The organism is Streptomyces sp. NPDC020379, from assembly GCF_044387105.1.
Taxonomy (GTDB): Bacteria; Actinomycetota; Actinomycetes; order Streptomycetales; family Streptomycetaceae; genus Streptomyces.
Genome location: NZ_JBIRVR010000014.1, coordinates 74381 through 97658, shown reverse-complemented (window position 1 = coordinate 97658; position 23278 = coordinate 74381). Strand labels below are relative to the sequence as shown.

General features: G+C 72.7%; 21 protein-coding genes and 1 pseudogene. 5 read left to right on the top strand and 17 right to left on the bottom strand.

Translation table 11 applies throughout. The annotated features are described in order from the left end of the window. Positions 1-153 precede the first annotated feature (153 nt). Both ACH427_RS19660 and ACH427_RS19655 read left to right on the top strand, forming a co-directional pair. Positions 154-1683 carry a helix-turn-helix domain-containing protein gene (locus tag ACH427_RS19660; protein ID WP_398870774.1) on the top strand — a complete coding sequence of 510 codons (1530 nt, stop codon included), beginning with the start codon at positions 154-156 and terminating at the stop codon, positions 1681-1683. Positions 1684-1982: 299 nt separating this feature from the next. Next, complete coding sequence (locus tag ACH427_RS19655) at positions 1983-2156, top strand: Rmf/CrpP fold protein (RefSeq protein ID WP_398870772.1); 174 nt, start codon at positions 1983-1985, stop codon at positions 2154-2156. Between the two features lie 8 nt (positions 2157-2164). On the opposite strand, the gene ACH427_RS19650 is transcribed toward ACH427_RS19655, so the two are convergent. Continuing rightward, positions 2165-2593, bottom strand: a complete 429-nt coding sequence (locus tag ACH427_RS19650; RefSeq protein WP_398870771.1) for a RidA family protein — start codon at positions 2591-2593, stop codon at positions 2165-2167. Next, positions 2590-3714, bottom strand: a complete 1125-nt coding sequence (locus ACH427_RS19645; RefSeq protein WP_398870770.1) for an acyl-CoA dehydrogenase family protein — start codon at positions 3712-3714, stop codon at positions 2590-2592. Before ACH427_RS19645 ends, ACH427_RS19650 begins: the two co-directional genes overlap by 4 nt. Before the next feature lie 141 nt (positions 3715-3855). Between ACH427_RS19645 and ACH427_RS19640 the strand changes: the two genes are divergently transcribed. Beyond that, positions 3856-5496 carry an AMP-binding protein gene (locus tag ACH427_RS19640; RefSeq protein ID WP_398870769.1) on the top strand — a complete coding sequence of 547 codons (1641 nt, stop codon included), beginning with the start codon at positions 3856-3858 and terminating at the stop codon, positions 5494-5496. Next, entirely contained in the window at positions 5489-6328 is an 840-nt protein-coding gene (locus ACH427_RS19635; RefSeq protein ID WP_398870768.1) for a PaaX family transcriptional regulator C-terminal domain-containing protein, read from the top strand. Before ACH427_RS19640 ends, ACH427_RS19635 begins: the two co-directional genes overlap by 8 nt. A gap of 14 nt (positions 6329-6342) precedes the next feature. Here the strand turns inward: ACH427_RS19635 and ACH427_RS19630 are convergent, their stop codons facing one another. The 9 genes and pseudogenes from ACH427_RS19630 to ACH427_RS19590 form a co-directional block, all read right to left on the bottom strand. After that, positions 6343-8601, bottom strand: a complete 2259-nt coding sequence (locus ACH427_RS19630; RefSeq protein ID WP_398870871.1) for a bifunctional salicylyl-CoA 5-hydroxylase/oxidoreductase — start codon at positions 8599-8601, stop codon at positions 6343-6345. A gap of 2 nt (positions 8602-8603) precedes the next feature. After that, positions 8604-9431, bottom strand: a complete 828-nt coding sequence (locus ACH427_RS19625; protein ID WP_398870767.1) for an enoyl-CoA hydratase family protein — start codon at positions 9429-9431, stop codon at positions 8604-8606. A gap of 266 nt (positions 9432-9697) precedes the next feature. Then, a complete protein-coding gene (gene argF, locus ACH427_RS19620; protein ID WP_398870766.1) occupies positions 9698-10699 on the bottom strand; it encodes an ornithine carbamoyltransferase in 1002 nt (333 codons plus the stop codon). 75 nt (positions 10700-10774) lie between these two features. Further along, positions 10775-12031 carry an arginine deiminase gene (locus ACH427_RS19615; protein ID WP_398870765.1) on the bottom strand — a complete coding sequence of 419 codons (1257 nt, stop codon included), beginning with the start codon at positions 12029-12031 and terminating at the stop codon, positions 10775-10777. Between the two features lie 287 nt (positions 12032-12318). Then, positions 12319-13458: pseudogene (locus ACH427_RS19610) on the bottom strand (metallophosphoesterase); the annotation flags it as partial. After that, a complete protein-coding gene (locus ACH427_RS19605; protein WP_398870764.1) occupies positions 13459-14139 on the bottom strand; it encodes an NUDIX hydrolase in 681 nt (226 codons plus the stop codon). A gap of 5 nt (positions 14140-14144) precedes the next feature. Beyond that, positions 14145-15659, bottom strand: coding sequence for a hypothetical protein (locus ACH427_RS19600; protein WP_398870763.1), 1515 nt, complete (start codon positions 15657-15659; stop codon positions 14145-14147). Between the two features lie 219 nt (positions 15660-15878). Continuing rightward, positions 15879-16826 (bottom strand): homocysteine S-methyltransferase, encoded by a 948-nt coding sequence (gene mmuM / locus ACH427_RS19595; RefSeq protein WP_398870762.1) that lies wholly within the window; start codon positions 16824-16826, stop codon positions 15879-15881. A gap of 34 nt (positions 16827-16860) precedes the next feature. Then, positions 16861-17784 (bottom strand): LLM class F420-dependent oxidoreductase, encoded by a 924-nt coding sequence (locus tag ACH427_RS19590; protein WP_398870761.1) that lies wholly within the window; start codon positions 17782-17784, stop codon positions 16861-16863. A 236-nt stretch (positions 17785-18020) separates the two neighbouring features. Between ACH427_RS19590 and ACH427_RS19585 the strand changes: the two genes are divergently transcribed. Then, complete coding sequence (locus ACH427_RS19585) at positions 18021-18224, top strand: hypothetical protein (RefSeq protein WP_398870760.1); 204 nt, start codon at positions 18021-18023, stop codon at positions 18222-18224. Positions 18225-18235: 11 nt separating this feature from the next. Here the strand turns inward: ACH427_RS19585 and ACH427_RS19580 are convergent, their stop codons facing one another. The 6 genes from ACH427_RS19580 to ACH427_RS19555 form a co-directional block, all read right to left on the bottom strand. After that, positions 18236-18694: a DUF6099 family protein gene (locus ACH427_RS19580; RefSeq protein WP_398870758.1), complete on the bottom strand. Its 459-nt coding sequence runs from the start codon at positions 18692-18694 to the stop codon at positions 18236-18238. A 141-nt stretch (positions 18695-18835) separates the two neighbouring features. Next, positions 18836-19282 (bottom strand): nucleotide pyrophosphohydrolase, encoded by a 447-nt coding sequence (locus ACH427_RS19575; protein ID WP_398870757.1) that lies wholly within the window; start codon positions 19280-19282, stop codon positions 18836-18838. Next, positions 19279-20460 carry an AAA family ATPase gene (locus tag ACH427_RS19570; RefSeq protein ID WP_398870756.1) on the bottom strand — a complete coding sequence of 394 codons (1182 nt, stop codon included), beginning with the start codon at positions 20458-20460 and terminating at the stop codon, positions 19279-19281. The genes ACH427_RS19575 and ACH427_RS19570 overlap by 4 nt, the downstream gene beginning before the upstream one ends. Before the next feature lie 24 nt (positions 20461-20484). Beyond that, positions 20485-20892 (bottom strand): cell division protein SepF, encoded by a 408-nt coding sequence (locus tag ACH427_RS19565; RefSeq protein ID WP_116214386.1) that lies wholly within the window; start codon positions 20890-20892, stop codon positions 20485-20487. A gap of 269 nt (positions 20893-21161) precedes the next feature. After that, positions 21162-21689, bottom strand: a complete 528-nt coding sequence (locus ACH427_RS19560; RefSeq protein ID WP_366005295.1) for an RNA polymerase sigma factor — start codon at positions 21687-21689, stop codon at positions 21162-21164. A gap of 61 nt (positions 21690-21750) precedes the next feature. Beyond that, on the bottom strand, positions 21751-23031 hold the full coding sequence (locus ACH427_RS19555; protein WP_398870755.1) for a condensation domain-containing protein: 1281 nt from the start codon (positions 23029-23031) through the stop codon (positions 21751-21753). Positions 23032-23278: the final 247 nt, after the last annotated feature.

Genomic DNA, 23278 nt, shown 5'->3' with positions numbered 1-23278 from the left:
CCCGGCGGGTGGGAAAGGGGCGGCGGCGGTGTCTGGTCCTCCGTCACACGGGGAAAGCAATGACCGTCAGGAATACGACACAACACAGCAGCTCAGCGGCGGGCGACGACCCCCCGCAGGAAGAAATCTCATATCTGAGATACCGTCTGACCCATGACAGACGCCTACCTCGCCCGCATCGGCAAGCTCATCCGTGACGCGCGGCAGCACCGCGGCTGGACGCAGTCCCAGCTCGCCGACGCACTCGGCACCAGCCAGAGCGCCGTCAATCGCATCGAGCGGGGAAATCAGAACATCAGCCTTGATATGATCGCCAGGATCGGCGAGGCGCTGGACAGCGAGATCGTCTCCCTCGGATACGCGGGACCGATGCACCTGAGGGTCGTCGGCGGCCGCCGTCTCTCCGGCGCCATCGACGTCAAGACCAGCAAGAACGCCTGTGTGGCGCTGCTGTGCGCGACCCTCCTCAACGCGGGCCGCACGACGCTGCGCCGGGTCGCCCGGATCGAGGAGGTCTACCGGATCCTGGAGGTCCTCGGCAGCATCGGCGTCCGGGCCCGCTGGATCAACGACGGCAACGACCTGGAGATCGTCCCGCCCACCGAGCTCGACCTCGCGGCGATGGACACCGAGGCCGCCCGCCGCACCCGCAGCGTGATCATGTTCCTCGGGCCGCTGCTGCACCGGATGGACCACTTCAAGATCCCGTACGCGGGCGGCTGCGACCTCGGCACCCGGACCGTGCAGCCGCACATGACGGCCCTGCGCCACTTCGGCCTCGAGGTCACCGCCACCGACGGCACCTACCACGCGCAGGTCGACCGTTCGGTCGCACCCACCCGGGCGATCGTGCTGACCGAGCGCGGCGACACCGTCACCGAGAACGCGCTCCTGGCCGCGGCCCGCCACGACGGCGTCACCGTCATCCGCAACGCCAGCTCCAACTACATGGTCCAGGACCTCTGCTTCTTCCTGGAGCAGCTCGGCGTCAAGGTCGAGGGCATCGGCACCACCACCCTCACCGTGCACGGCGTGGCCACCATCGACCGGGACGTCGACTACGCGCCCTCCGAGGACCCGGTGGAGGCCATGAGCCTGCTCGCCGCCGCCGTCGTCACCGAGTCCGAGCTGACGATCCGCCGCGTCCCCGTGGAGTTCATGGAGATCGAGCTCGCCGTCCTGGAGGAGATGGGCCTCGACCACGAGCGCAGCCCGGAATACCCGGCGGACAACGGCCGTACGCGCCTGCTCGACCTGACCGTGCGCCCCTCCAAGCTGCGGGCGCCGATCGACAAGATCCACCCGATGCCGTTCCCCGGCCTCAACATCGACAACGTGCCGTTCTTCGCGGCCATCGCCGCCGCCGCGCAGGGGCAGACCCTCATCCACGACTGGGTCTACGACAACCGCGCCATCTACCTCACCGACCTCAACCGCCTCGGCGCCGACGTCAAGCTCCTCGACCCCCACCGCGTGCTCGTCGAGGGACCGACCCGCTGGCGCTCCGCCGAGATGATGTGCCCACCCGCGCTGCGCCCCGCCGTGGTCGTCCTGCTGGCGATGATGGCGGCCGAGGGCACATCGGTGCTGCGCAACGTCTATGTGATCAATCGCGGCTACGAGGACCTCGCGGAGCGGCTCAACTCGATCGGCGCGCAGATCGAGATCTTCCGCGACATTTGACTCCGCCGCGGGTCAGGTGGCTTCTGTGCCGCCCTGGGCCGTCTGTGGGCCGTTGTCCGGGTCAGCTCCCCCGCGGAACACCCGGCCGACGGCCTTCCGCGCACGCGCCTCTCGGACGCGAGGCCGTCCTCGGGCCGTGCGAAGTTGCCCGGGGACGGCCCATGATGACGGTCGACGACGGCCGCGCCCCAGGTCGGCCGACCCCCTCGCGCCAGCAGCCGAGGCCGGCGGTTCGGCGCGTACGATCCGCGACATCCAGGACGGGCCGGGCCCGGCGGACAGGAGAGGGAGTGGACCGCGTGGCGGCACGTGCCGAGTTGGTGGTGGCGCTCAAGGAGGGCCGGCTGGCCTTCGAACTCGGGGAGGGGACCGGCGACTGCCCGTACGGGCCCGGGGACCCGCTGCGGGCCGCCTGGCTGCGCGGCTTCGCCGCGGCCCGCGAGGAGCGCGCGGCGGCGGAGGGCGGGAGCTGACGGCCCGGCTACGGCAGGACGGCGATGCCGTCGAGCTCGACCAGCGCCGCCTCGTCCCAGAGCCGGGTCGCACCGACGACCGCCATGGCCGGATAGTCCCGGCCCGCCGACCGGCGCCAGATGCGGCCGAGTTCGGCGGCGTGGGCGCGGTAGGCCGCGACATCGGTGGTGTGGACGGTGACGCGGGCGAGGTGGTGCGGCGCGCCGCCGGCGGCGCGCAGGGCGGTGAGGAGATTGGCCAGCGCCCGCGCGAACTGCTCCGGCAGCCCGCCCGCCACCACCCGGCCGTCACCGTCGAGCGCCGTCTGCCCGGCGAGGAACACCAGCCGCCCGCCGGTCGCCGTCACCGCGTGGGTGAAGCCGGAGGGGGGCGACAGCTCGCCGGGGTTGATCCGGCACAGGGCCGCGTCCGGGTCCGGCGGGGGCGGTGGGTTCATCGGTAGAGCTCCTTCGCGATGACGGTGCGCTGGACCTCCGTTGCGCCCTCGTAGACGCGGGGCGCGCGGACCTCGCGGTAGAGGTGTTCGAGAAGGTGGCCGCGCCGCAGCGCGCGGGCGCCATGGATCTGGACGGCGGCGTCCACCACGTACTGCGCGGTCTCCGTGGCGAACAGCTTGGCCATCGCCGAGCGGGCCGCCACACCGGGCTCCCCCGCGTCGAGGGCCTCCGCCGCCGCGTACACCAGGAGGGCCGCGGCCTCGGTCCTGGTGGCCATCTCGGCGAGCTGGTGGGAGACGGCCTGGAGGTCCTTCAACGGGCCGCCGAACGCCTGCCGTCCGCCCGCGTGGTCCACGGCCGCGGCCAGCGCGGCGCGGGCCATGCCGACGGCGAACGCCCCCACGCTCGGCCGGAACACCTCCAGCGTGCCCATCGCCACGCGGAAGCCGCCGCCCACCTCCCCGACGACGTCCTCCGGCTCCGCCCGCACCCCGTCGAAGGTGAGCGTGCCGACCGGGTGCGGGCTCAGCATCTCCAGCGGGCACCCGCCGAGGCCCGGCCGGCCGCCGGGCACGAGGAAGGCCGTGATGCCCCGGGAGCGGGCGCCGGGGCCGGTGCGGGCGAAGACGGTGCAGAGATCGGCCCCGGGGGCGTTGGAGATCCAGCACTTCTCCCCCGTCAGCCGCCAGCCGCGCCCGTCGGGCTCGGCCCGCAGCTCCAGGGCCGCGGCGTCCGAGCCCGCGCCCGGCTCGCTCAGCGCGAACGCGGCGACGGCGCGGCCCGCCACCACCTCGGGCAGCCATCGCGCGCGCTGCGCCCCGCTGCCGTACCGGGCGAGAGGCGCGGCCCCCAGACCCTGGAGGGCGAGGGCCGTCTCCGCCTCCGTGCACTCCATGGCCAGCGATTCGCGCAGCAGGCACAGGTCCATGGCGCGCACGGGCCGGTCCGCCGGGAAGAGGCGGGCCAGGAGCCCGAGTTCACCGAGGGCGGCGACGAGCGGGCGGTTGACGCGGCCGGGCTCGCCCGCGGCGGCGAGGGGGCGCAGCCGTCGCGCGGCGAGGTCCCGCAGCTCCGCGCACCAGGCGCGCTGTTCCGGGTCGAGGGCGAACGAAGGGGCCACCGGCCGCCTCCCTCCCGGTCCGCTCGGTCGCGTATCGCGCTGTGTTGACTGCCGTCACCGACTCGCTACGCTGACAGCGGATCCGTACGGCTGGCAAGACCCCGTCCATCCCATTCCTCGGCACGAGGGGGCGTTCCGGCGATGGAGTTCGAGCCGTCGGCCCACGCCGACACCTTCCCCCGCGACCACCTCCCGCCCGCCGGCCAGTGGCCCGTGCTCCGCTTCGACCTGGCGGACTCTCCCCCGCTGCGCTACCCCGCCCGGCTCAACTGCGGCGCGGAGCTGCTGGACGCGACGGCGGACCGGCTGGGCGCGGACCGTCCCGCCGTGCACGACGGGACGGGCGGCGTCTGGTCGTACGGCGAACTGCGGGAGAACGTCGACCGGATCGCCCACACGCTCACCGGCGACCTCGGTGTGGTGCCCGGCAACCGCGTGCTGCTGCGCGGCCCCACCACGCCCTGGCTGGCGGCCTGCTGGCTGGCGGTGATGAAGGCGGGGGCCGTGGCGGTGACCGTGCTCGCCGCGCACCGCCCGCGGGAGCTGGCGGCCGTCTGCGAACTGGCCCGGATACGGCACGCGTTGTGCGACAGCGGATCGCTGGCGGACCTGGAACGGGCGTCCCTGGCCTCCTTACAGGTCACCCCGTACGGCGGAAGCACACCCGGCGACCTTCTGCGGCTGGCCGCGGACAAACCCTCATCGTACGCAGCCGTCGAGACCTCCGCCGACGACGTCGCCCTGATCGCCTTCACCTCCGGCACCACCGGACGGCCCAAAGGCTGCGCGCACTTCCACCGGGACGTGCTCGCGATCGCCGACACCTTCTCCGCGCGGGTGCTGCGGCCCCGCCCCTTCGACGTCTTCGCGGGCAGCCCGCCGCTCGGCTTCACCTTCGGCCTCGGCGGCCTGGTGGTCTTCCCGCTGCGGGCGGGCGCCTCGACGCTGCTCGCCGACTGGCACGGCCCCGAGCGGCTGCTGGAGGACATCGAACGACACGGCGTCTCCGTGCTGTTCACCGCGCCGACCGCCTACCGCGCCATGCTCGCCCGGCTGGGCGCGTACGACACCTCGTCCCTGCGCCGGTGCGTCTCCGCGGGCGAGCACCTGCCGGCCGCGCTCTGGCACGCCTGGCGACGGGCCACCGGCCTGCGGCTCATCAACGGCATCGGCGCCACCGAGATGCTGCACATCTTCATCTCCGCCGCCGACGAGGACGCCCGCCCCGGCACCACCGGAGTGCCGGTGCCCGGTTACGAGGCGCGCGTCGTCGGCGCGGACGGGCGGCCCGTGCCGGACGGCGAACCGGGGCTGCTGGCCGTACGCGGGCCCACCGGCTGCCGCTACCTCGCCGACGACCGGCAGCGCGCGTACGTACGGGACGGCTGGAACCTCACCGGTGACACCTATGTCCGCCAGCCCGACGGCTACTTCCGCTACGTCGCCCGCGCCGACGACATGATCATCTCGGCGGGCCGCAACATCGCGGGGCCCGAGGTCGAGGAGGCGCTGCTGCGCCACCCGCGGGTGCTGGAGGCGGCCGTCGTCGGGCGGCCGGACGAGCGGCGGGGCGAGACCGTCATCGCCCACGTGGTGCTGCGGCCGGGCGTGCCCCGCACCGCGGAAACCGCCGAGGAGCTCAGGGAGTTCACCAAAAAGGAGATCGCCCCGTACAAGTGCCCTCGCGAGATCGAGTTCCACGATGCCCTTCCCCGCACGCCCACCGGCAAGCTCCAGCGCTTCCGACTGCGTACCGGAGCTTTACAGTTTCCCCGTGACTGACCAGCAACCACCCCACACTCCTCGGTCCCTCATCGTCACTTTCTACGGCGCGTACGGTCGCACCCGCGCCGAACAGCCGGCCGGCCGCACCGTGCCGATCGCGGCACTGATCCGGTTGCTGGCCACCGTGGGCGTGGACGCGCCCTCGGTACGGTCCGCCGTCTCGCGGCTCAAACGCCGCGGGCTGCTCGTCGCGGGACGCACCCCGCAGGGCACGGCGGGATACGGGCTGTCCGACGCGGCCCGGCAACTGCTCGACGACGGCGACCGGCGCATCTACGGCCGCGCGACCACGCGCCCGGCCTCCGGCTGGCTGCTGGCCGTCTTCTCGGTGCCCGAGGAGGAGCGGCACAAGCGGCACCTGCTGCGCTCCCGGCTGGCCCGGCTGGGCTTCGGCGCGGCCGCGCCCGGGGTGTGGATCGCGCCGGCGCACGTCCACGAGGAGACCCGGCACACTCTGGAGCGCCTCGAACTGGACTCCTACGTCGACCTGTTCCGCGGCTGCCACCTCGGCTTCGAGCCGACGGCGGAGGCGGTGGCCCGGTGGTGGGACCTGGAGTCGCTGGCCGGGCGGCACCGCGCCTTCCTGACCGCGCACGAGCCCGTGCTCCACCGGTGGGCACGGCGCCGGACCGTGCCGCCGCAGGAGGCGTACCGCGACCACCTGCTCGCCCTGGACTCCTGGCGCCGGCTCCCCTACGCGGACCCGGGGCTGCCGCCGTCGCTGCTCCCGGCGGACTGGCCGGGGGTGCGGTCCGCGCGCGTCTTCGCGGGGCTGCACGCGCGGCTGCGCGCGGCGGGGGCGCGGTTCGTGGACGCGGCTCTGGCATAGGAGGCGGACGCGGCCTACGTCCCCCGCCCCGTCGGCGGCCTCCGGCTGCCCGCGCGGTAGGGGGCGGGCCACGGAGCCGAGGCGCCCTCGTAGCCCTGCTCCGCGGCCGCGTGCAGGGTCCAGTGCGGGTCGTAGAGGTGGGGGCGCGCGAGGGCGCAGAGGTCGGCGCGGCCCGCGAGGATCAGGGAGTTGACGTCGTCCCAGGAGGAGATGGCACCCACCGCGATCACCGGGACGCCCGCCTCGTGGCGGATCCGCTCGGCGAAGGGCGTCTGGTAGGAGCGGCCGTACGCGGGCTGTTCGCCGGGGACCACCTGGCCGGTGGAGACGTCGACGGCGTCGGCGCCGTGAGCGGCGAAGGCGCGGGCGATCCCGACGGCGTCCTCGCCGGTCGTCCCGCCGTCCGCCCAGTCGGTGGCGGAGATCCGTACGGTCATGGGCCGGCCGGCGGGCCAGACGGACCGGACCGCGTCGAAGACCTCCAGGGGGTAGCGCAGCCGGGCGGTGAGGGTGCCGCCGTAGGCGTCGGCGCGCCGATTGGTGAGCGGGGAGAGGAAGCTGGAGAGCAGATAGCCGTGCGCGCAGTGGAGTTCGAGGAGGTCGAAGTCCGCGCGGGCGGCCGCTTCGGCACTGCGGACGAACTGTTCGCGGATGACGGCCATTTCCGCGGTGGTCAGGGCGTGCGGCACCTGGTTGACGCCGGGCCGGTAGGGCAGGGCGGAGGGAGCGACGACGGGCCAGTTGCCGTGCGTCAGCGGCCGGTCGATGCCTTCCCACTGGATCCGGGTGGAGCCCTTGCGCCCGGAGTGGCCGAGCTGGACGCCGATGGCCGTGCCGGGCGCCTGGGTGTGCACGAAGCCGGTGATCCGGCGCCAGGCGCTCTCGTGCTCCGGCGCGTACAGGCCCGTGCAGCCGGGGGTGATGCGCCCGCGGGGGCTGACGCAGACCATCTCGGTCATCACCAGCCCGGCGCCGCCGAGGGCGCGGGCGCCGAGGTGGACGAGGTGGAAGTCGCCGGGAGTGCCGTCGACGGCGGAGTACATGTCCATGGGCGAGACGACGACACGGTTGCGCAGGGTCAGCCCGCCCAGCCGGAAGGGAGTGAACATCGGCGGCGTGCCGGGAGGTATGCCCGCCTCCTCCTCCACCGAGGCGACGAAGTCGGCGTCGCGCAGGCGGAGGTTGTCGTGGGTGACGCGGCGGCTGCGGGTGAGGAGGTCGAAGGCGAACCTGCGGGGCGGGCGGCCCACGTGGACGGCGAGGTCCTCGAACCATTCGAGGCTGGCGCGGGCGGCCCGCTGGGTGGACTCCACGACGGGGCGGCGCTCGGCCTCGTACGCCGTGAGGGCCTCGGTGACCGGGGTGTCGCCCTGGAGGTGGGCGGCGAGGGCGACGGCGTCCTCGACGGCGAGCTTGGTGCCGGAGCCGATGGAGAAGTGGGCGGTGTGGGCGGCGTCGCCGAGGAGCACGGTGTTGCCGTGGGACCAGCGGGCGTTGGTGACCGTGCGGAAGGCGGTCCAGGCGGAGCGGTTGGCGCGCAGGGGGCGGCCCTGGAGGAGGCCGGCGAAATAGGCGCCGCACCGTTCGACGGAAGTGGCCTCGTCGCAGCGGTCGAGCCCGGCGCGCCGCCAGACCTCCTCGCGCATCTCGACGATGACGGTGCTCGCGCCGGGTCCGTCGCCGGTGGGGCGGGCGTAGGGGTAGGCGTGGAGCTGCATCAGCCCGTGCTCGGTCTCGGCGATCTCGAAGCGGAAGGCGTCGAGCGCGAAAGCGGCGGAGAGCCAGATGTAGCGGCAGCGGTGTGTGGTGAGAGCAGGGTGGAAGTATTCGCGGTGGGAATCGCGTGTGGTGCTGTGCACGCCGTCGGCGGCGATGACGAGGTCGTGGGAGCGGGCCAGTTCGGCGGCGGGCGGCGCCTCGGTACGGAAGCGGAGGTCGACGCCGAGCTCGCGGCAGCGGGCGTGGAGGATCTCCAGCAGCCGGTGGCGGCCGAGGGCGGCGAAGCCGTGGCCGCCGGAGGTGAGGGTGCGGCCGCGGTGCACGATGTCGATGGCGTCCCAGCGGACGAACTCCTCGCACAGGGCGGCGTGGACGGCCGGGTCGGCGGACTCGATGCCGCCCAGCGTCTCGTCGGAGAGGACGACCCCGAAGCCGAAGGTGTCGTCGGGGGCGTTGCGCTCCCAGAGGGTGATCCGGCGGTCGGGGGCGAGACGTTTCAGCAGGGCGGCGGCGCCGAGGCCGCCGGGGCCGCCGCCGATGACCGCGACCCGCATGCTCACCGCCCGCGCCAGACCGGTGGCCGCTTCTCGGTGAACGCGGCGTGGAACTCGGCGTAGTCGGCGCTGTTCATCAGCAGTGCCTGGGTGGCGGCGTCGAGTTCGACGGCCGCGGCGAGGGGCATGTCGAGCTCGGCGGTGAGCAGGGCCTTGGTCTGGGCGTGGGCGAGGGCGGGCCCGGCGGCGAGGCGGTGGGCGAGCGACCGGGCCGCCGCGGCGGCGCCGCCCTCCTCGGTCAATTGGCTGATGAGCCCGATCCGTTCGGCCTCCTCCGCGCGTACGGGCTCGCCGAGCATCAGCAGCCGGGTCGCGTGGCCGAGGCCGACGACGCGGGGCAGGAGATAGGCGGCGCCCATGTCGCCGCCGGAGAGGCCGACCCTGGTGAAGAGGAAGGCGAAGCGGGCGGTGGGGTCGGCGACGCGGAAATCCGCGGCGAGCGCGAGGACGGCGCCGGCGCCCGCCGCGACGCCGTGCACGGCGGCTATCACGGGGAACGGGCACTCGCGCAGGGCGCGCACGACCTGTCCGGTCATCCGGTTGAAGTCGAGGAGGCGGCCGGTGTCCATGGCCAGGGTGGCGCCGATGATCTCCTCGACGTCTCCGCCGGAGCAGAAGCCACGGCCCTCGCCGCCGAGGACGAGGGCCCGTACGCCGCCGTCGCGCGCGAGCTCGGGCAGCAGGTCGCGCAGGTCCGCGTAGGCGCCGAAGGTGAGGGCGTTGAGCTTGCCGGGGCGGGAGAGGGTGACGGTGGCGACGCCGGAGTCGACCTCGAGGCGCAGGTGCTGCCATTTCCGGGTGCGGGGGGCGGAGCCGGTGAACGGGGCCATGGGGCGGACTCCTTCAGCCAGAGGGCTGGTGCCTGCTCCGTGAAGTTATCACCGCGCTGTGACTGTCGTCACGGGTACGCGATAGGGCGGGCTGCTGCCCCCGCTTCTGGGCGCGGGTGTTTTCCGGCCTCCGCATCCCGCTCCGCCCCATGCCCCACAACACAGCTTCGCCGTGTTGTCCTCAGTCGCCGGACAGGCCGTTCACGGGCCGTGACATCGCGCCTGCGGCCCGGTGCGCGGATTCAGGCCGCCCCTCGGGTTCGCGGTCAGTCCGCCAGCGTCGCCACCAGTACCGCCTTGATGGTGTGCATGCGGTTCTCCGCCTGGTCGAAGACGACCGAGTGGCTCGACTCGAAGACCTCGTCGGTCACTTCCAGCGACGTCAGGCCGTGGCGCTCGTGGATCTCCCGGGCGACCGTCGTGCCGAGGTCATGGAAGGCGGGCAGGCAGTGCAGGAACTTCACCGCCGGGTTGCCCGTGGCGCGCAGCACGTCCATGGTGACGGCGTACGGCGCCAGCAGCGCGATCCGCGCGTCCCAGACCTCCTTGGGCTCGCCCATGGACACCCACACGTCGGTGGCGACGAAGTCCGCGTCGCGCACGCCCTCGGCGACATCCGCCGTGAGCGTGAGGCGCGCGCCGCTCTTCGCGGCCAGCCGCCGGGCCTCGGCGATGACCTCCGGGGCGGGCCAGAGGTCCTCGGGCGCCACGATGCGGACGTCCATGCCGAGGATCGCACCGGTGATGAGGTAGGAATTGCCCATGTTGTAACGGGCGTCGCCGAGATAGGCGTAGGCGACGTGCTCCAGCGGCTTGGCCGTCTGCTCGGACATGGTCAGCACGTCGGCGAGCATCTGGGTCGGGTGCCACTCGTCGGTGAGTCCGTTGAAGACCGGCACCCCCGCGTACGCGGCGAGCTCCTCCACCACTTCCTGGCCATGGCCGCGGTACTCGATGGCGTCGAACATCCGGCCGAGGACCCGGGCGGTGTCCCGGACGGACTCCTTGTGGCCGATCTGCGAGCCCACCGGGTCGAGGTACGTCGTGCGGGCGCCCTGGTCGGCGGCGGCGACCTCGAAGGCGCAGCGGGTGCGGGTGGAGGTCTTCTCGAAGACGAGCGCGATGTGCCGGCCCTGGAGGCGCTGCTCCTCGACGGCCGTCCGCTTCGCGGCCTTGAGCTCGGCGGCGAGCTCGACGAGACTGCGGAACTCCTCGGCGGTGAAGTCCGTTTCCTTGAGGAAGTGACGTCCCTTGAGGTCTGTCGCCATGGGATGGGCTCCTAGCTCACAACTACGGGAAATCGGAAGTATATACGATCAATCGCATGCATATGCGGTGCAGTCTCAGCTCCGGCCGACCGCGTCCCGTTCGATGGGACAGCTCATGCAGCGCGGCCCGCCCCGGCCGCGGCCGAGCTCGCTGCCGGGGATGGTGATGACCTCGATGCCGTGCTTGCGCAGATAGGTGTTGGTCGTCGCGTTGCGCTCGTAGGCGACCACCACGCCCGGCTCGATCGCCAGCACGTTGCAGCCGTCGTCCCACTGCTCCCGCTCCGCCGCGTGCACGTCCTGCGTCGCGGTCAGCACCCGGATCGAGTCGAGGCCGAGCGCGGCGGCGATCGCGCGGTGCATGTGCTCCGGCGGATGGTCGGTGACCTTGAGCTCACGCTCGCCCACCCCCGGCTCGATGGTGTACGAGCGGAGCATGCCCAGCCCCGCGTACTGCGTGAAGGTGCCGCCGTCCACCATCGTCATCACGGTGTCCAGATGCATGAACGCGCGCCGCTTCGGCATGTCCAGGGCCACGATCGTGCGCGCGGAGCCGGTGGCGAAGAGCCGGTGGGCGAGCATCTCCACGGCCTGCGGGGTGGTCCGCTCGCTCATCCCGATCAGCACCGCGCCCGCGCCGATGACGAGCACGTCACCGCCCTCGATCGTGGACGGGTAGGCGGCCTGCCCCTCGGACCAGACGTGGAAGCCGCTCTCCTCCGCGCCCCGGTCGAAGCCCGCCGCGAACAGCGGGTGGTGGCGGTAGATGGCCTCGTAGTGCACGGTCTCGTGCCAACGGGCGGGCCAGCGCATCGCGTTGACGCACACCCCGTCGTAGATCCAGGCGGAGGTGTCCCGGGTGAAGAGGTGGTTGGGCAGCGGGTTCAGCAGGAAGTCGTCCAGGTCCATCGCGTGGAAGCGCACCGAGACCGGCTCCGGGTAGCGCTCCAGGAACTCCCGCTTGGTCATCCCGCCGACCAGCCAGGAGCCCAGCTCGGGGGCCCGCATCCCGTCGAACGCGGCCCGCAGCCGGCCGGTGGCGAGCGGCCCGTACTCCTTCTCGTCGAAGACCCGGTCCAGCACATGGGAGCGCGCCCCCGGCACCGCCAGGCTCTCCTCCAGCAGGTCCTGGAAGAAGTGCACCGCCACCCCGCGCTCGCGCAGCACGTCGGCGAACCCGTCGTGCTCCGCGCGCGCCCGCCGCACCCAGAGCACGTCGTCGAAGAGGAGCGCGTCCTTGTTGGACGGGGTCAGCCGCTTGAGCTCCAGGCCCGGGCGGTGCAGTATGACGCGGCGCAGCCGTCCGGCCTCGGAGTCGACATGGAATCCCATCCCTCCATCCTGGCCTGGATCACCCGAGATCACGCGGCGCACCACGACGGAACATCACCGCGGCGAGCAGCGCGAGCGCGGCCACGACCACGGCGACCACCCATCCGGCCCGCAGCGGGGCCGGGCCGGCGCGAGCCCAGGGGCGGGTCCTCAGCGGCCGTCAGCGGCCACCGCGGCGGGGGCCACGAGGCACGCGGCACGGGAGGGCGGTGCTGCCGCGCTCCCCCAGCAGCCGCACGATCCTCCCGGAGAGGCCGAGGCTACGAGGACGGCGCAGGGCCGGTGCGACGGCGATCCACCCCGCCCGGCGCTCCGGCGGCAAGCGGCCGCGCCGGCTCGCACCGGACGCGCTCGGCGGGTACGTCCACGAGCTCGCGCCCGGGCCGGCGCAGGGCCGTCATCCTGCCGCCGAACACGGCTCCCGTGTCGAGGCAGATGGTGTTGTTCAGCCAGTCGGCCGAGGGAGCCGGGGTGTGGCCGTAGACCACGGTGGCGCGGCCTCGGTGGTCCTCGGCCCACGGACGCCGCACCGGAAGGCCGTACTCATCGCTCTCCCCCGTCGTGTCGCCCCACAGCGCGTGCGCGCGGCCCCTGACGGACGCACGACCGTGATGTTTCTCCGGCAGCCCGGCGTGGCGGACGACGAGGGCGCCGCCATCGAGGACGTAGTGGCTGACAGGGATGCGACGCACTCCCGACCCGCTGGCGGAACCCCTCGTCCTCCCGGTCGAACTGCTCGACCGTCGCGGCCGGACCGTGAGTGGTCTTGACCTTGCGGCCCTCCAGATAACGGCCGAGCTCGTGCTCGTGGTTCCCGGACACGCACAGCGCACATCCGGCGGCGACCATGCCCATGGCCAGTGGCAGCGCGCCGGGGCTGTCCGGGCCCCGGTCGACGAGGTCGCCGACGAAGACGGCCGTACGCCCTCCGGGTGCGAGGCGTCCACCGGGCGGCCCGCCTCGTCGCGGGTGAGGGCGTAACCGAGCCGGGCCAGCGAGGTCTCCAGATCCGAGCGGCAGCCGTGGATGTCACCGAAGCTGTCGAACGGGCCGGTGAGGTGGCGCAGGTCGGTACGGCGGCGCTCGCGGACGGCCTCGGCGGACTCCGCCTCGGCCACGCCCCGCAGGACGCGCACCGCGCGGAACCCCTCCCGCTCCACACGCGCCAACGAGCCGCGCGGTTCCCTCCGGTGACGCTGGATGACGGAGCACGGGAGAGCGGCACGCTCCGGGCGGGAGACGTCGCGGGCGACGCGGACGTCCTCGGGCATGTTCAGGACGATCGCGACGGGCAGTACGTCGTGCTCACGTGCCAGCCGTACGACCTGCCGACGGCTCTCCGGCCGGACGTTGGTCTTCTCGATGACGGCGAGCCGCCCGGCCGCGAGGCGGGCCGCGATGTACTCCAGCACATCGAACCCGTCGCCTCACGGCAAGCCGCCGCCCAGCAGCCCCCGCAGCCGTGCGCGGGTCAGTGTCGCGATCGTGAAGCCGCAGGTGATGGTCCCGTCCGCGATCATCGTGGCCACCTCAGGCCACGGCAGGGTGACCGTCCGCCGGATGCCCTCGGCGGCGTCGAGGGTGCCGACGCGCTCGACGCGGGCCGCGTACAACTCGACGTGGTCTCCGAGCAGTCCGCTGTCCGGATGGACCCGGCCCAGCGGGATCAGCTCCAGGGGCGAGGTGCCGAGTTCCTCGGCGAGCTCGCGCGCGGCGGTCTCGGCGCCCGAGGCGCCGGGCAGGCCCATGCCGCGCGGCAGCTCCCAGTGCCAGGCGCGGGTGGCGTGCCGGTAGTGCTCCACGAGAACGATGCCGTCGGCGCCCACCAGGGGAAGGATCACGGCCCCGGGGCCGGTGGCGGTGGACAGCATCCGTACGTACAGCCCCAGCGAGCCGCCGGGGAAGCGGACCGCGTCGCGCACGAGCGTGACGAACCGGTCGGCGTACACCACGCCGACCTGCTCGTCCTCACCGCAGCCGGCGCTCCGCCGCGCCTCCTCGACGGCGTCCGGGTCGAGGAGGATGTCGATGCCGTCCGGGTCGTTGCCGAACAGCTCGGGGCGGGCGGCACGCAGGCGGTCGTACGCGGACGCGGCTTCTTCTCGCACGGGTGTCAGTACTCCGGGATGTCGTCCTGGACGGTGGCGGAGCTGGTGGCCATCCTGGAACCGCGCTGCTCCCGGTATCCCGGCAACTGGCGCACCATGCCGTGGAACTGTTCCCACTCACGCGCGCTGTCGAACCGGACGGACGCTATCTCCCGGGCGAACTTCTGCTCGCGGCGCCCCTCCCGCCTGTTGCGCAGGACCAGTTGGACGGAGCCGCCGGCCTTGGCGGACACCGCTCCGACGTCCCCCACGACGCCCCAGGTGTCGTCCCCGGTGATCGCGCTGAACACGGCGCCGCCCACCACGACGACCACTTCGATGACGGGGGCCCACTTACGGGCCGTCGCGCGGCCGGCGCGGCGGCCGGCGGCGATGCGGACGATCTCGGAGTTGAGCTTGACGTAGCGGTCGAAGACACGGCCCACCCGGTCGTGGAAGGCGGCCGGGTCGGCGGTCAGCGCGTCGAAGGCGCCGATGTACTCGTGCCAGGCGTCGCTCTGCCGCAGGCTCCAGATGTCCTCCAGGGTCAGGGTGTCGACGGCCGCCGGTGTCAGCCGGTCCTGGACGGTGGAGAACGCCTGCCGCCGCAGGAACAGCAGCAGTTGTTCGGGGTCGGTGACCACCCCGCTGGGGGCCGTCCGCACGTCCCGCCACTCCTGGAGGGCGATCCGCCGGAGGCTGCCGGACGGAGTGAGCGGGTACATGCCCAGCGCGTCGGCGAGGTTGACGTTGTAGATGAGGTCCAGGAGCTGCTTGATCTCCCCGGCGAACGGTTTGCTCCGGTCGTAACGGACGTCCGACACCGGCAGGCCGGGCACGGACACGAACTCGTCGTAGAGCACTCTGCGGGAGACGAGCTGGTCACGCGTGCGCCGGTCGCTGCTGAAGCCGACCAGCCGGTGGAGCCGCGCACCGAACTGCGGGGCCTGCTCCGGTGGGACGCCGACCTGGGCGGCGAGCAGCGGGATGTCCGTCGCGGTGAGCCGCTGCACCTGACCGGCGAAGGGGTTGAAGAGGCCGTTCCTGGTGGCGGCCCGGTTCTCCTCGTCCTCCCAGGACAGCCGTACGCAGGTGATGCGCGAGCTCGCGGGCATGCCGTCGACGGTCTCCTGCCAGGCGGTGAACGCCTCCTCGTCGATGCTCACGTTCGGCGGGCGGGCGGCCGGTTCGCGCTCGTTGACGAGGTAGGGCACCAGCGAGCCGTCGCCGAGCAGCTTCTGATGGGCGCGCCGGGCGGCGCCGCCCTCCACGAGGTCGCAGCTCACGGCCCGGTTGTTGTAGAAGAACACCCGGTTGACCACCACCTGCCGGGTGTTGATGAGGCTGCGGAAATACTCGGCGCGCGCCTCCTTGCTCCGGATGTCCTCGACGTCCCGGAGCGACTTCCCTTTCTCGATCATGTCCTTGGTCAACCGCGCGCTGACCCACTCGTTGTCCAGCGACTGCGCGATCACCGCCCCCGGCGCCAGCTCCGCCGGCCGTTTCCTGGATATGGCGCCATCGGTGCCCTGAGTAGTCATGCCCACCACCCGATCGTCCGGACTCCTGGGCCGAAGAGGCCCCAGGCTCCCCGTTCCGCACTCTGCTTCCGGCACCTCCCACGCTATCGGTGAACCCATGGCCCGGGGCGACGCCTCGGCGTAAGTGGGTGCGAGTGACGGGAGTTGACGGCCTTAAGGCGAACGGACCGGCCGGAGGCGAACGCGCCGGCCCATGGAGCCTTACCCGGGGCCGCTCGGCTACGGCTCCAGGACGCGGGCCAGCCTCGCGATGTCCTCGGGGCCGACGCGGCAGCAGCCGCCGATGAGACGGGCCCCCGCCTCCCGCCACGCCACCACCTGGTCCGGACCGAAGGTGGGACGGCCCCGCCAGGCCCGCTCGCGTGCGTCCCACCGCTCACCGCTGTTGGGATAGACCACGACAGGCTTTCCGGTGGCCTCCGCCGCCAACTGAACCGCCCGGTGGGCGTCATCGGGATCACAGCAGTTGACGCCGACCGCGATGACCTGGTCGTTGCCGGCCGCCAGCACGAACGCCTCACGCAGGGGCTGCCCCGCACGGGTGCGCTCACCGGCCACGCTGTACGACAGCCACACCGGCACCCCGCACCCCTCGACAGCCCGCAACAGCGCCTCGGCCTCGTCCACGTCCGGCACCGTCTCCAGGGCGAGGACATCGGGGGCGGCCTCCGCGAGTGCCTCGACCCGCGGCCGGTGGAAACGCTCCAACTCCGCGACGCTGACGCCGTACCGGCCGCGGTACTCACTGCCGTCGGCGAGCATGGCGCCGTAGGGGCCGACGGAGGCGGCGACCCAGGGGGGTGGGGGGCCTCCCCCCTCCCCTCCCTCCCCTCCCTCCCCTCCCTCCCCTCCCTCCCCCGCCCCTCTCGCCAGCTCCACGCTGCCGCGCAGCAGCTCCGCCGCCTTCCCTCGGCCGATGCCCCGGGCGGCGAAGCCCTCGAACGTGGCCTGGTAGCTCGCCGTGATGAGCACCCTTGCGCCTGCCCGCACATAGGCCGCGTGCGCCCGCCCGATCTGTTCCGGCCCGTCGGCGAGCAGCCGGGCCGACCACAGGGCATCGGACAGGTCACAGCCCTGCGCCGCCAGTTGGTTGGACAGACCGCCGTCGAGGACGAGCGGGCCGCTCGCGAGCGCGTCGGCAAGGGGGACAGTGGGGGCAGGCGTCACGGGTGCTCCTCGGACCACGGCGGCTGTCGGTGCGTCAAGCCAGCTGGGACTGGACCTTCGAGGAGATCAGTTCCAGGTGGTCGAGGTCGTCGAGGTCCAGGATCTGGAGGTAGATCCGGGACGAGCCGATCTCCGCATACCGCCCGATCTTGTCGACGACCTCGTCCGGCGAGCCCGCCAGACCATTGGCCTTCAGCTCGGCCACATCACGGCCGATGACCGCCGCCCTCCGCGCCACCTCGGCGTCGTCCTTGCCCACGCAGGCGACCAGGGCGTTGGAGTACACCAGGTCGCCGCCCTTGCGGCCGATCTCCTCGGCGGCCGCGCGGACCCGGCCGAACTGCCGCTCGCTGTCCTCGACGGAGGCGAAGGGGATATTGAACTCGTCCGCGAACTTCGCGGCGAGCCTCGGGGTCCGCTTGGCGCCGTGCCCGCCGATGAGCACCGGCAGCTTGTCCTGCGCGGGCTTGGGCAGTGCCGGGGAGTCGATGAGCTGATAGTGCGTGCCATGGAAGGTGAACGTCTTGCCGGCCTCCGTCTCCCACAGTCCCGTGACGATCTCCAGCTGCTCCTCCAGGCGCCCGAACTTCTCCTTGGGGAAGGGGATGCCGTAGGCCCGGTGCTCCTCCTCGAACCAGCCCGCCCCCAGCCCCAGCTCGATCCGTCCGCCCGACATCTGGTCGACCTGCGCCACCTGGATGGCGAGGACGCCGGGCAGCCGGAACGTGCCGGCGGTCATCAGGGTGCCGAGACGGATGCGGCGGGTCTCCCGGGCGAGCCCGGCCAGCGTGATCCAGGCGTCGGTGGGGCCCGGCAGCCCGTCGGCGGAGCCCATGGCGAGATAGTGGTCGGACCGGAAGAAGGCGTCAAAGCCCAGTGCCTCGGTGGCCTTGGCGACGGTGAGCAAGGTGTCATAGCTCGCCCCTTGCTGGGGCTCGGTGAAGATACGCAGATCCATGCCTCCATCCTGCACTGCCGCACGTGCGTCAACCGTCCGTACCCTCCTTCGCCCCACCCACCCCGGTCGGGTGAAATTCGGTCGTCGGCGCCGGGTGGGAAGTGTCCGCCGGGCCCGGTGATCGTTGGCTCGGGCGGAGCCGGACCGCCCGGCCCGCGCACCGGTGTCCGCTGCCGGAGGCGATGACCGCAACGCCGCCCGCCCGCACCGGGAGGGCCAGGGCCGAGGAGGCCGCGATGACCCAGGAAGCCGTGCCCGACGGATCGGTGCCCGCACAGTCCGCTCCCCCGCAGCAGGGCGCGCCCAAGGGACTGCTTCAGCAGATGGAGGAGCTGATGGCCGCGTTGAACGCCGACCTGTCGCAGCTCGACGCCGATCTGCAGACGCCCGCGCAGTCGCCCGGCGAGGGGCACTCGTCCGGCGAAGGTGGTGCGGGCTGATCGTCGGCGCTTCACGCGGCGCCTCCTTCGCGTTCGCGGAGTGAGAGCCGTCTCTGTAACCAGCGCACGCGGTCGCTCGTCTCGTCCGCGGCGTCGATGGCTTCGATGCACTGCCAGTAGAGAGCGTCCTCGTCGGTGGAGCAGGCGACACCGACCAGGGCTATGCCGACCTCTCCGAGGAGGGCGCAGAGCCCGGTCAACACTCCCCAGTGGTCGCGCACTTCGGTGAGCTGGGCGGCCCTTATGGGGCCGGTGCGCAGGGTCTGGCGCAGCGCGCCGGAGGCGCGGGTGCCCGCTTCGCTGAGGCCGCCCGCGGCGGCCCGGGCCTCGAAGGGCCCGTGGACGGCGAGGTGACTGCCGATCGCTCCGGCCAGGGCCTGTGTCTGCCATGCCTCGATGACGATGTCCTGGACGGCCCTGGCCTGCGCCAGGGCCGTTCGTGTGGCCCCGATGAGCCGCATTGCCTCCATGTCTGGTCCCCCACATTCCGACTGCCGGCTTCCCGGCTGTGCGCCCGTCACTTCGTCACTACCCAGAGTGATGAGTAACCGTCGGAAAAGCCAGGGGAATTCAGAAATCTGTGGATACCAGATGCGGTGTGGATAACTCAATCACTCCGGAGAGTGACGATCGGGCAAATCCGGAGTGGATTCTTCCGGTACAGGGAAGCGGTGCTCGTTGCGCTCGATCTTCGCGGCGAGCGCCGCGGCGGGGTCGATCCCCAGGACCTGGCAGAACTGGAGCAGATAGGCCAGGACGTCGGCGATCTCGTCCTCCACCCGCCCCGCCGTGCCGGGGCTGTCCATCACCCGCGCCGATTCCTCCGGCGTCAGCCACTGGAAGATCTCGACCAGTTCGGACGTCTCGACGCTCAGGGCCATGGCCAGGTTCTTGGGTGTGTGGAAGGGCTGCCAGCGGCGGGCCGCCGAGAAGTCCGCGAGCCGGCGCTGGAGCGCGCCGAGCTCGCCGTCCGGCCGCGCCGCCCGCGAAGACCTGCCGTCCTGGCCTCGCGACGGCTCGTCGGTCCGCCCTGATTCCTGATGATGTTCTCCGGTCACACGCCCAGGTCTACCATCGACGCCACCCCAGCCCCCTCCCCCGCCCCCTGGGATTCCTGGGGCACATCTCCCCTGACGGTTCCCACCAGGCGCACATGTCCCCGCTCGCACATCCGCGCCGCGAGGGCCAGCAGGGAGCGGGCCTGCCGGGGGTCCAGGCAGCGGTCGAAGCCGTCGGCGAGCACCGTCAGGGCCTGCCGGGCGGGCAGCACCTCGGCGACCGGGTCCATGTCCAGCACGCCGGGGCCGGTCATCAGCACCAGGCTCAGGGCGAGGTAGCGCAGTTCGCCGTCGCCCAGCCGTTCCAGCGGGGTGTCCGGGCCCGCGTCCCGGCCCAGCACGCCCCGTACGAATCCGCCGTCCAGGTCCTGCACGGACAGGCCCTCCACCGTGCCCCGGCAGCCCGCGCCCACCGCGGTGACCAGGGCCGCGTGGCGGGTGGCGCATTCGTGGCGGGTGCGGCCCAGCACCGCGGCCAGGTTGTCGCAGGCGCTCCGCAGCAGGCCGTCGCGCGCGGCGACCGGGGTGCGCATCAACTCGGGCCGGGGGTCGCAGGCGAAGACGGAGCGCAGGGCCACCACGACCTGCTCGGCGGCGTCGAGCACCAGGCGCTGGCCCGCGGTCTTGCCCGCGACACGGAGCGGCAGCAGGGAGGTGCCCAGGCGGTCGTCGGGCAGGGGCGCCCGGGTGACGGGCACACTGCCCGCGGTGTGCCAGGCGGCCTCGACCGTACGCAGCCCGGGGTCGCGCAGGGCGGTGGACAGCAGGGTGCGGCCGGAGCCGGTCAGGCGTTCGCCGACGACGCGGAGTTCGGGTTCCGCCTGCACGGCGACGTCGAGCAGGACCGTGCCCGCGGGGCCGTCGACGGTGCAGCCGATGCGGAAGCCGCGGCGCCCTTGGGCGTCGGGTCTCGCCTGGTGGGGAACGCAGGCGGGGGCACCGCCCGCGACGGGGGCGAGGGCCTCGTCGAGACTGTCGCCGCCGGCGAGGCGGGCTAACGCCTCGTATGCCTGCAGGGCGCTGGACTTGCCGCTGCCGCTCGCGCCCCGGAAGAGGGTCAGCGGACCGAGGGGGAAGACGGCGTTGCGGTGTGACTTGAAGGCGGAGAGCCGGAGTTCGGTCACCGCTGGGCGCTGGGAGTGGGGGGCGGCGGCCGGTCGGGCACGGTGAGTGTCCATGCCCGGACCGTATGGGGCGGCCGCTCAGCCAAACCGTTTCAGCTGATCACTCTTCCTACGATCGGGGTACCCGGAGGCCACCTCGGTGCCCTCGGGTGCGAGGAGGAAGACGTTGGTGTCGACCCGGTGCATGCCGCTGCCCAGGCCGAAGACGACGCCGCTGGAGAAGTCGAGGATCCGCTTCGCGACGTCGGTGTCGGCGCTGGTGAGGTCCAGCAGCACCGGGATGCGGGCCATCAGGTGCTCGGCGACCTCGCGGGCGTCGGCGAAGATCTGGACGCGCAGGACGACGAGCTGACGGCGGTTCGGCTCCGGCTCCTCCTCGGGCAGCGCCCGGTGGTTGGGCCAGGACGGCCATGAATGGTGTCCGCGCAAGGGGACGACCTCCGCAAGGCCCTCCCATTGCTCATCGGTGGCCTCGGACCTGTTCACCGGATCACCCCTCCGGGGAACGTGCTGGCTATGTACATCCCGCAATCCTAGGGACTGGGAGGCGGCGTTACTCCGAATGACACGCGTGGGGGCCTCGGTCATGCCGGCACGGGCCCGTGGGTCGCCGCGCGTACGCACGGTGCGTGGCCGAGCGGGCCGCGAAGGGGTCGGATGTACATCCCTTCAGAATACCAGCAGGTCAGATACGGTGACGGTGGATCGGGACAACCGGCACAGCCGCCAAACGGCCCGGGAGGCCCGGCGGTCCGTCAGGCGGCGCGCTGGTGCCAGGCGTCCTGGAAGTTCCGCCGGGCGCGGTGCAGCCGTGAGCGCACGGTGCCGACCGGCAGGGAGAGGGTCGCCGCCATCTCCTGTTCGTTCATGCCGTAGACGGCGCGGAGCGTGAGGATCTGGCGGTGCTGATCGGGCAGCCGGTCCATGACGTCGGAGATGTGGACGGTGTCCAGCGGGTTCGCGTCCTGGGCGAGGTCGGGCAGACCGTCGGCCGAGCCCTGGCTGAGCCGCTTGGAGGTGCGGATCGCCTCCCGCACCGTCACGGCCCGGACCCAGCCGTAGAAGGCCGCCGGCTCGCGCAGGCCGCGGATGCCGCGGTAGATCGCGAGCATCGCCTCCTGCGCGGCGTCGGAGCTGTGCCCGTGGGCGATCGGCAGGCAGAGCCGTCCCACGTAGGGGGCTATGTGCAGGAGGAGGTCGTTCATGGCCTGCCGGTCGCCCGCCTGCGCGCGGCGCAGCAGGGGCGTGACGGTAAAGGCACACGGGTCGTTCAGTGTTCTCACTTCAGGCGCGCTCCTGACTCAGCCTGATGACGGGGATGCTGTGCGTGCGGCCGGTGCGCCGTCAGCTCGCGGCGGCGCTTTCGCCGTGTGCGGCGAATTCGAGCAGGGCCGTGTGCACGCTGTCGCGGATCCCGCGGATCTGCTCGTGGGCGAAGCATTCGGTGCTGTAGGGCAGTTCGATGGCGAGGCGGCCGTCGAAGGAGACGACGCATCCCATGACGGGGCCCCGGCCGGCCTGGGGGTAGTAGTTGTCACGGACGGGGACGAGGCGTACGTCGGTGAGCTCCAGGCCGGGGGGTGCGGGCGGGGCGGGGACGCGGCCCATGTTGGTGACGATGACGCTGGTGGCCAGCAGGGCGGGGTTGCGGACGACCTGCGCGAGGATGCGGGTCTCGTGGATGAACTCGCGGCGTTCGATGGCCGCGTGCAGGTTGTCGGTGATCCGGCGGCCGAGTTCCAGCGGGTCGGTGCCGGGGGCGACGTCCACGACGTCCAGGCAGGAGGTGACGGCGGGCACCATGACCTCGCGGTGCAGGGGCGGGGTGACACGGGAGCGGAGGTCGACGGGTGACATGCAGCCCAGTGCCGTGGCACCGTCGCCGTCGAGCCGTGCGCGGACGGCCTTGAGCAGAGCGGCGCTGACCAGTCCGTGGACGGAGACGCCGGTGGCCTTCGAGTGGCGCAGGAGGGCGATGGTCTCCTCGGGCCGGAGAAGCACGCGCTGGACGGCGACCTTGTGCTCCTCCGCGGGGCGCGGGGTGCCGGCGGCCTCGTAGGGCAGGGCGGTGACGGGGAAGCGCTGGGTGCGCTCGACGCGGCGGGCGAGGTACCGGTCGGTCTCCTCGGGTGCGCTGGGGGGCAGCAGATCGGTCGCGGGCGCGGGCCAGTCGTAGGCCGTGGCCTGCGGGGCGGTGGTGGCGCCGTCGGCCAGCGCCGCGTAGGTGCGCCACATCGCGTCGTAGAGGGCTATGGCGCTGTGGCCGTCGGTGATGGTGTGGTCGACGCTCAGCACGACGGTGTGGTCCCTCTCGCCGCGGAGCAGGACGGCCCGTACGAGGGGACCGCCGTCCGGCAGGGGGGTGTTGTGCTCGTCCATGAGGGCGGTGGGGCCGCCGGGGCGGACGATGAGGCGGGGGAGGTCGGCGTCGTCCAGTGGCCGAAGGGCGTAGGTGTCGCCTTCCTGGCCGATGCGGGAGCGCAGGGAGGGGTGTTCGGCGACCTTGGCGTCGAAGGCGGCGGCGAGGAGTTTCTCGTCGAGGGCGCCGTGGACGGTGCAGGAGAGCACGGCGCGGCTCCGCTGGGCGACGTAGAGCGTCTCCGCCGGGCACAACTTGCGGTGCATACCACTTGCCTTTCATGTTTCAGACTTCAGCGGGGCGGAAATCGCCGGTCCGGCGAGGGGGGTTCGGCCAGGCGCTGGCCGAAAATCGATGGTGCGCGGTGGGGCTTGCCCTCGGGTCGCCTCGCCCGCCGAAGCGGAATCGCGGTTTCAGTGAAGCGGGATTTTCGTCGTCTTTCAAGAGGCGTCGTACGGGACCCGGGCGTGGCTTACCTCTCACGGCGGTCCGGCAGGGTGTCGCTATTCTTTT

What these genes read in the sequence shown, in the direction of transcription:
- ACH427_RS19630 (WP_398870871.1), bottom strand. Translation starts at nt 8,601, where the DNA reads ATGCGGGTCGCGGTCATCGGCGGCGGCCCCGGCGGCCTCGGCGCCGCC.
- ACH427_RS19585 (WP_398870760.1), top strand. Translation starts at nt 18,021, where the DNA reads ATGACCCAGGAAGCCGTGCCCGACGGATCGGTGCCCGCACAGTCCGCT.
- ACH427_RS19660 (WP_398870774.1), top strand. Translation starts at nt 154, where the DNA reads ATGACAGACGCCTACCTCGCCCGCATCGGCAAGCTCATCCGTGACGCG.
- ACH427_RS19615 (WP_398870765.1), bottom strand. Translation starts at nt 12,031, where the DNA reads ATGGGATTCCATGTCGACTCCGAGGCCGGACGGCTGCGCCGCGTCATA.
- ACH427_RS19650 (WP_398870771.1), bottom strand. Translation starts at nt 2,593, where the DNA reads ATGAACCCACCGCCCCCGCCGGACCCGGACGCGGCCCTGTGCCGGATC.
- ACH427_RS19555 (WP_398870755.1), bottom strand. Translation starts at nt 23,031, where the DNA reads ATGCACCGCAAGTTGTGCCCGGCGGAGACGCTCTACGTCGCCCAGCGG.
- ACH427_RS19640 (WP_398870769.1), top strand. Translation starts at nt 3,856, where the DNA reads ATGGAGTTCGAGCCGTCGGCCCACGCCGACACCTTCCCCCGCGACCAC.
- ACH427_RS19625 (WP_398870767.1), bottom strand. Translation starts at nt 9,431, where the DNA reads ATGGCCCCGTTCACCGGCTCCGCCCCCCGCACCCGGAAATGGCAGCAC.
- ACH427_RS19600 (WP_398870763.1), bottom strand. Translation starts at nt 15,659, where the DNA reads ATGACTACTCAGGGCACCGATGGCGCCATATCCAGGAAACGGCCGGCG.
- ACH427_RS19570 (WP_398870756.1), bottom strand. Translation starts at nt 20,460, where the DNA reads ATGGACACTCACCGTGCCCGACCGGCCGCCGCCCCCCACTCCCAGCGC.
- argF (WP_398870766.1), bottom strand. Translation starts at nt 10,699, where the DNA reads ATGGCGACAGACCTCAAGGGACGTCACTTCCTCAAGGAAACGGACTTC.
- ACH427_RS19580 (WP_398870758.1), bottom strand. Translation starts at nt 18,694, where the DNA reads ATGGAGGCAATGCGGCTCATCGGGGCCACACGAACGGCCCTGGCGCAG.
- ACH427_RS19590 (WP_398870761.1), bottom strand. Translation starts at nt 17,784, where the DNA reads ATGGATCTGCGTATCTTCACCGAGCCCCAGCAAGGGGCGAGCTATGAC.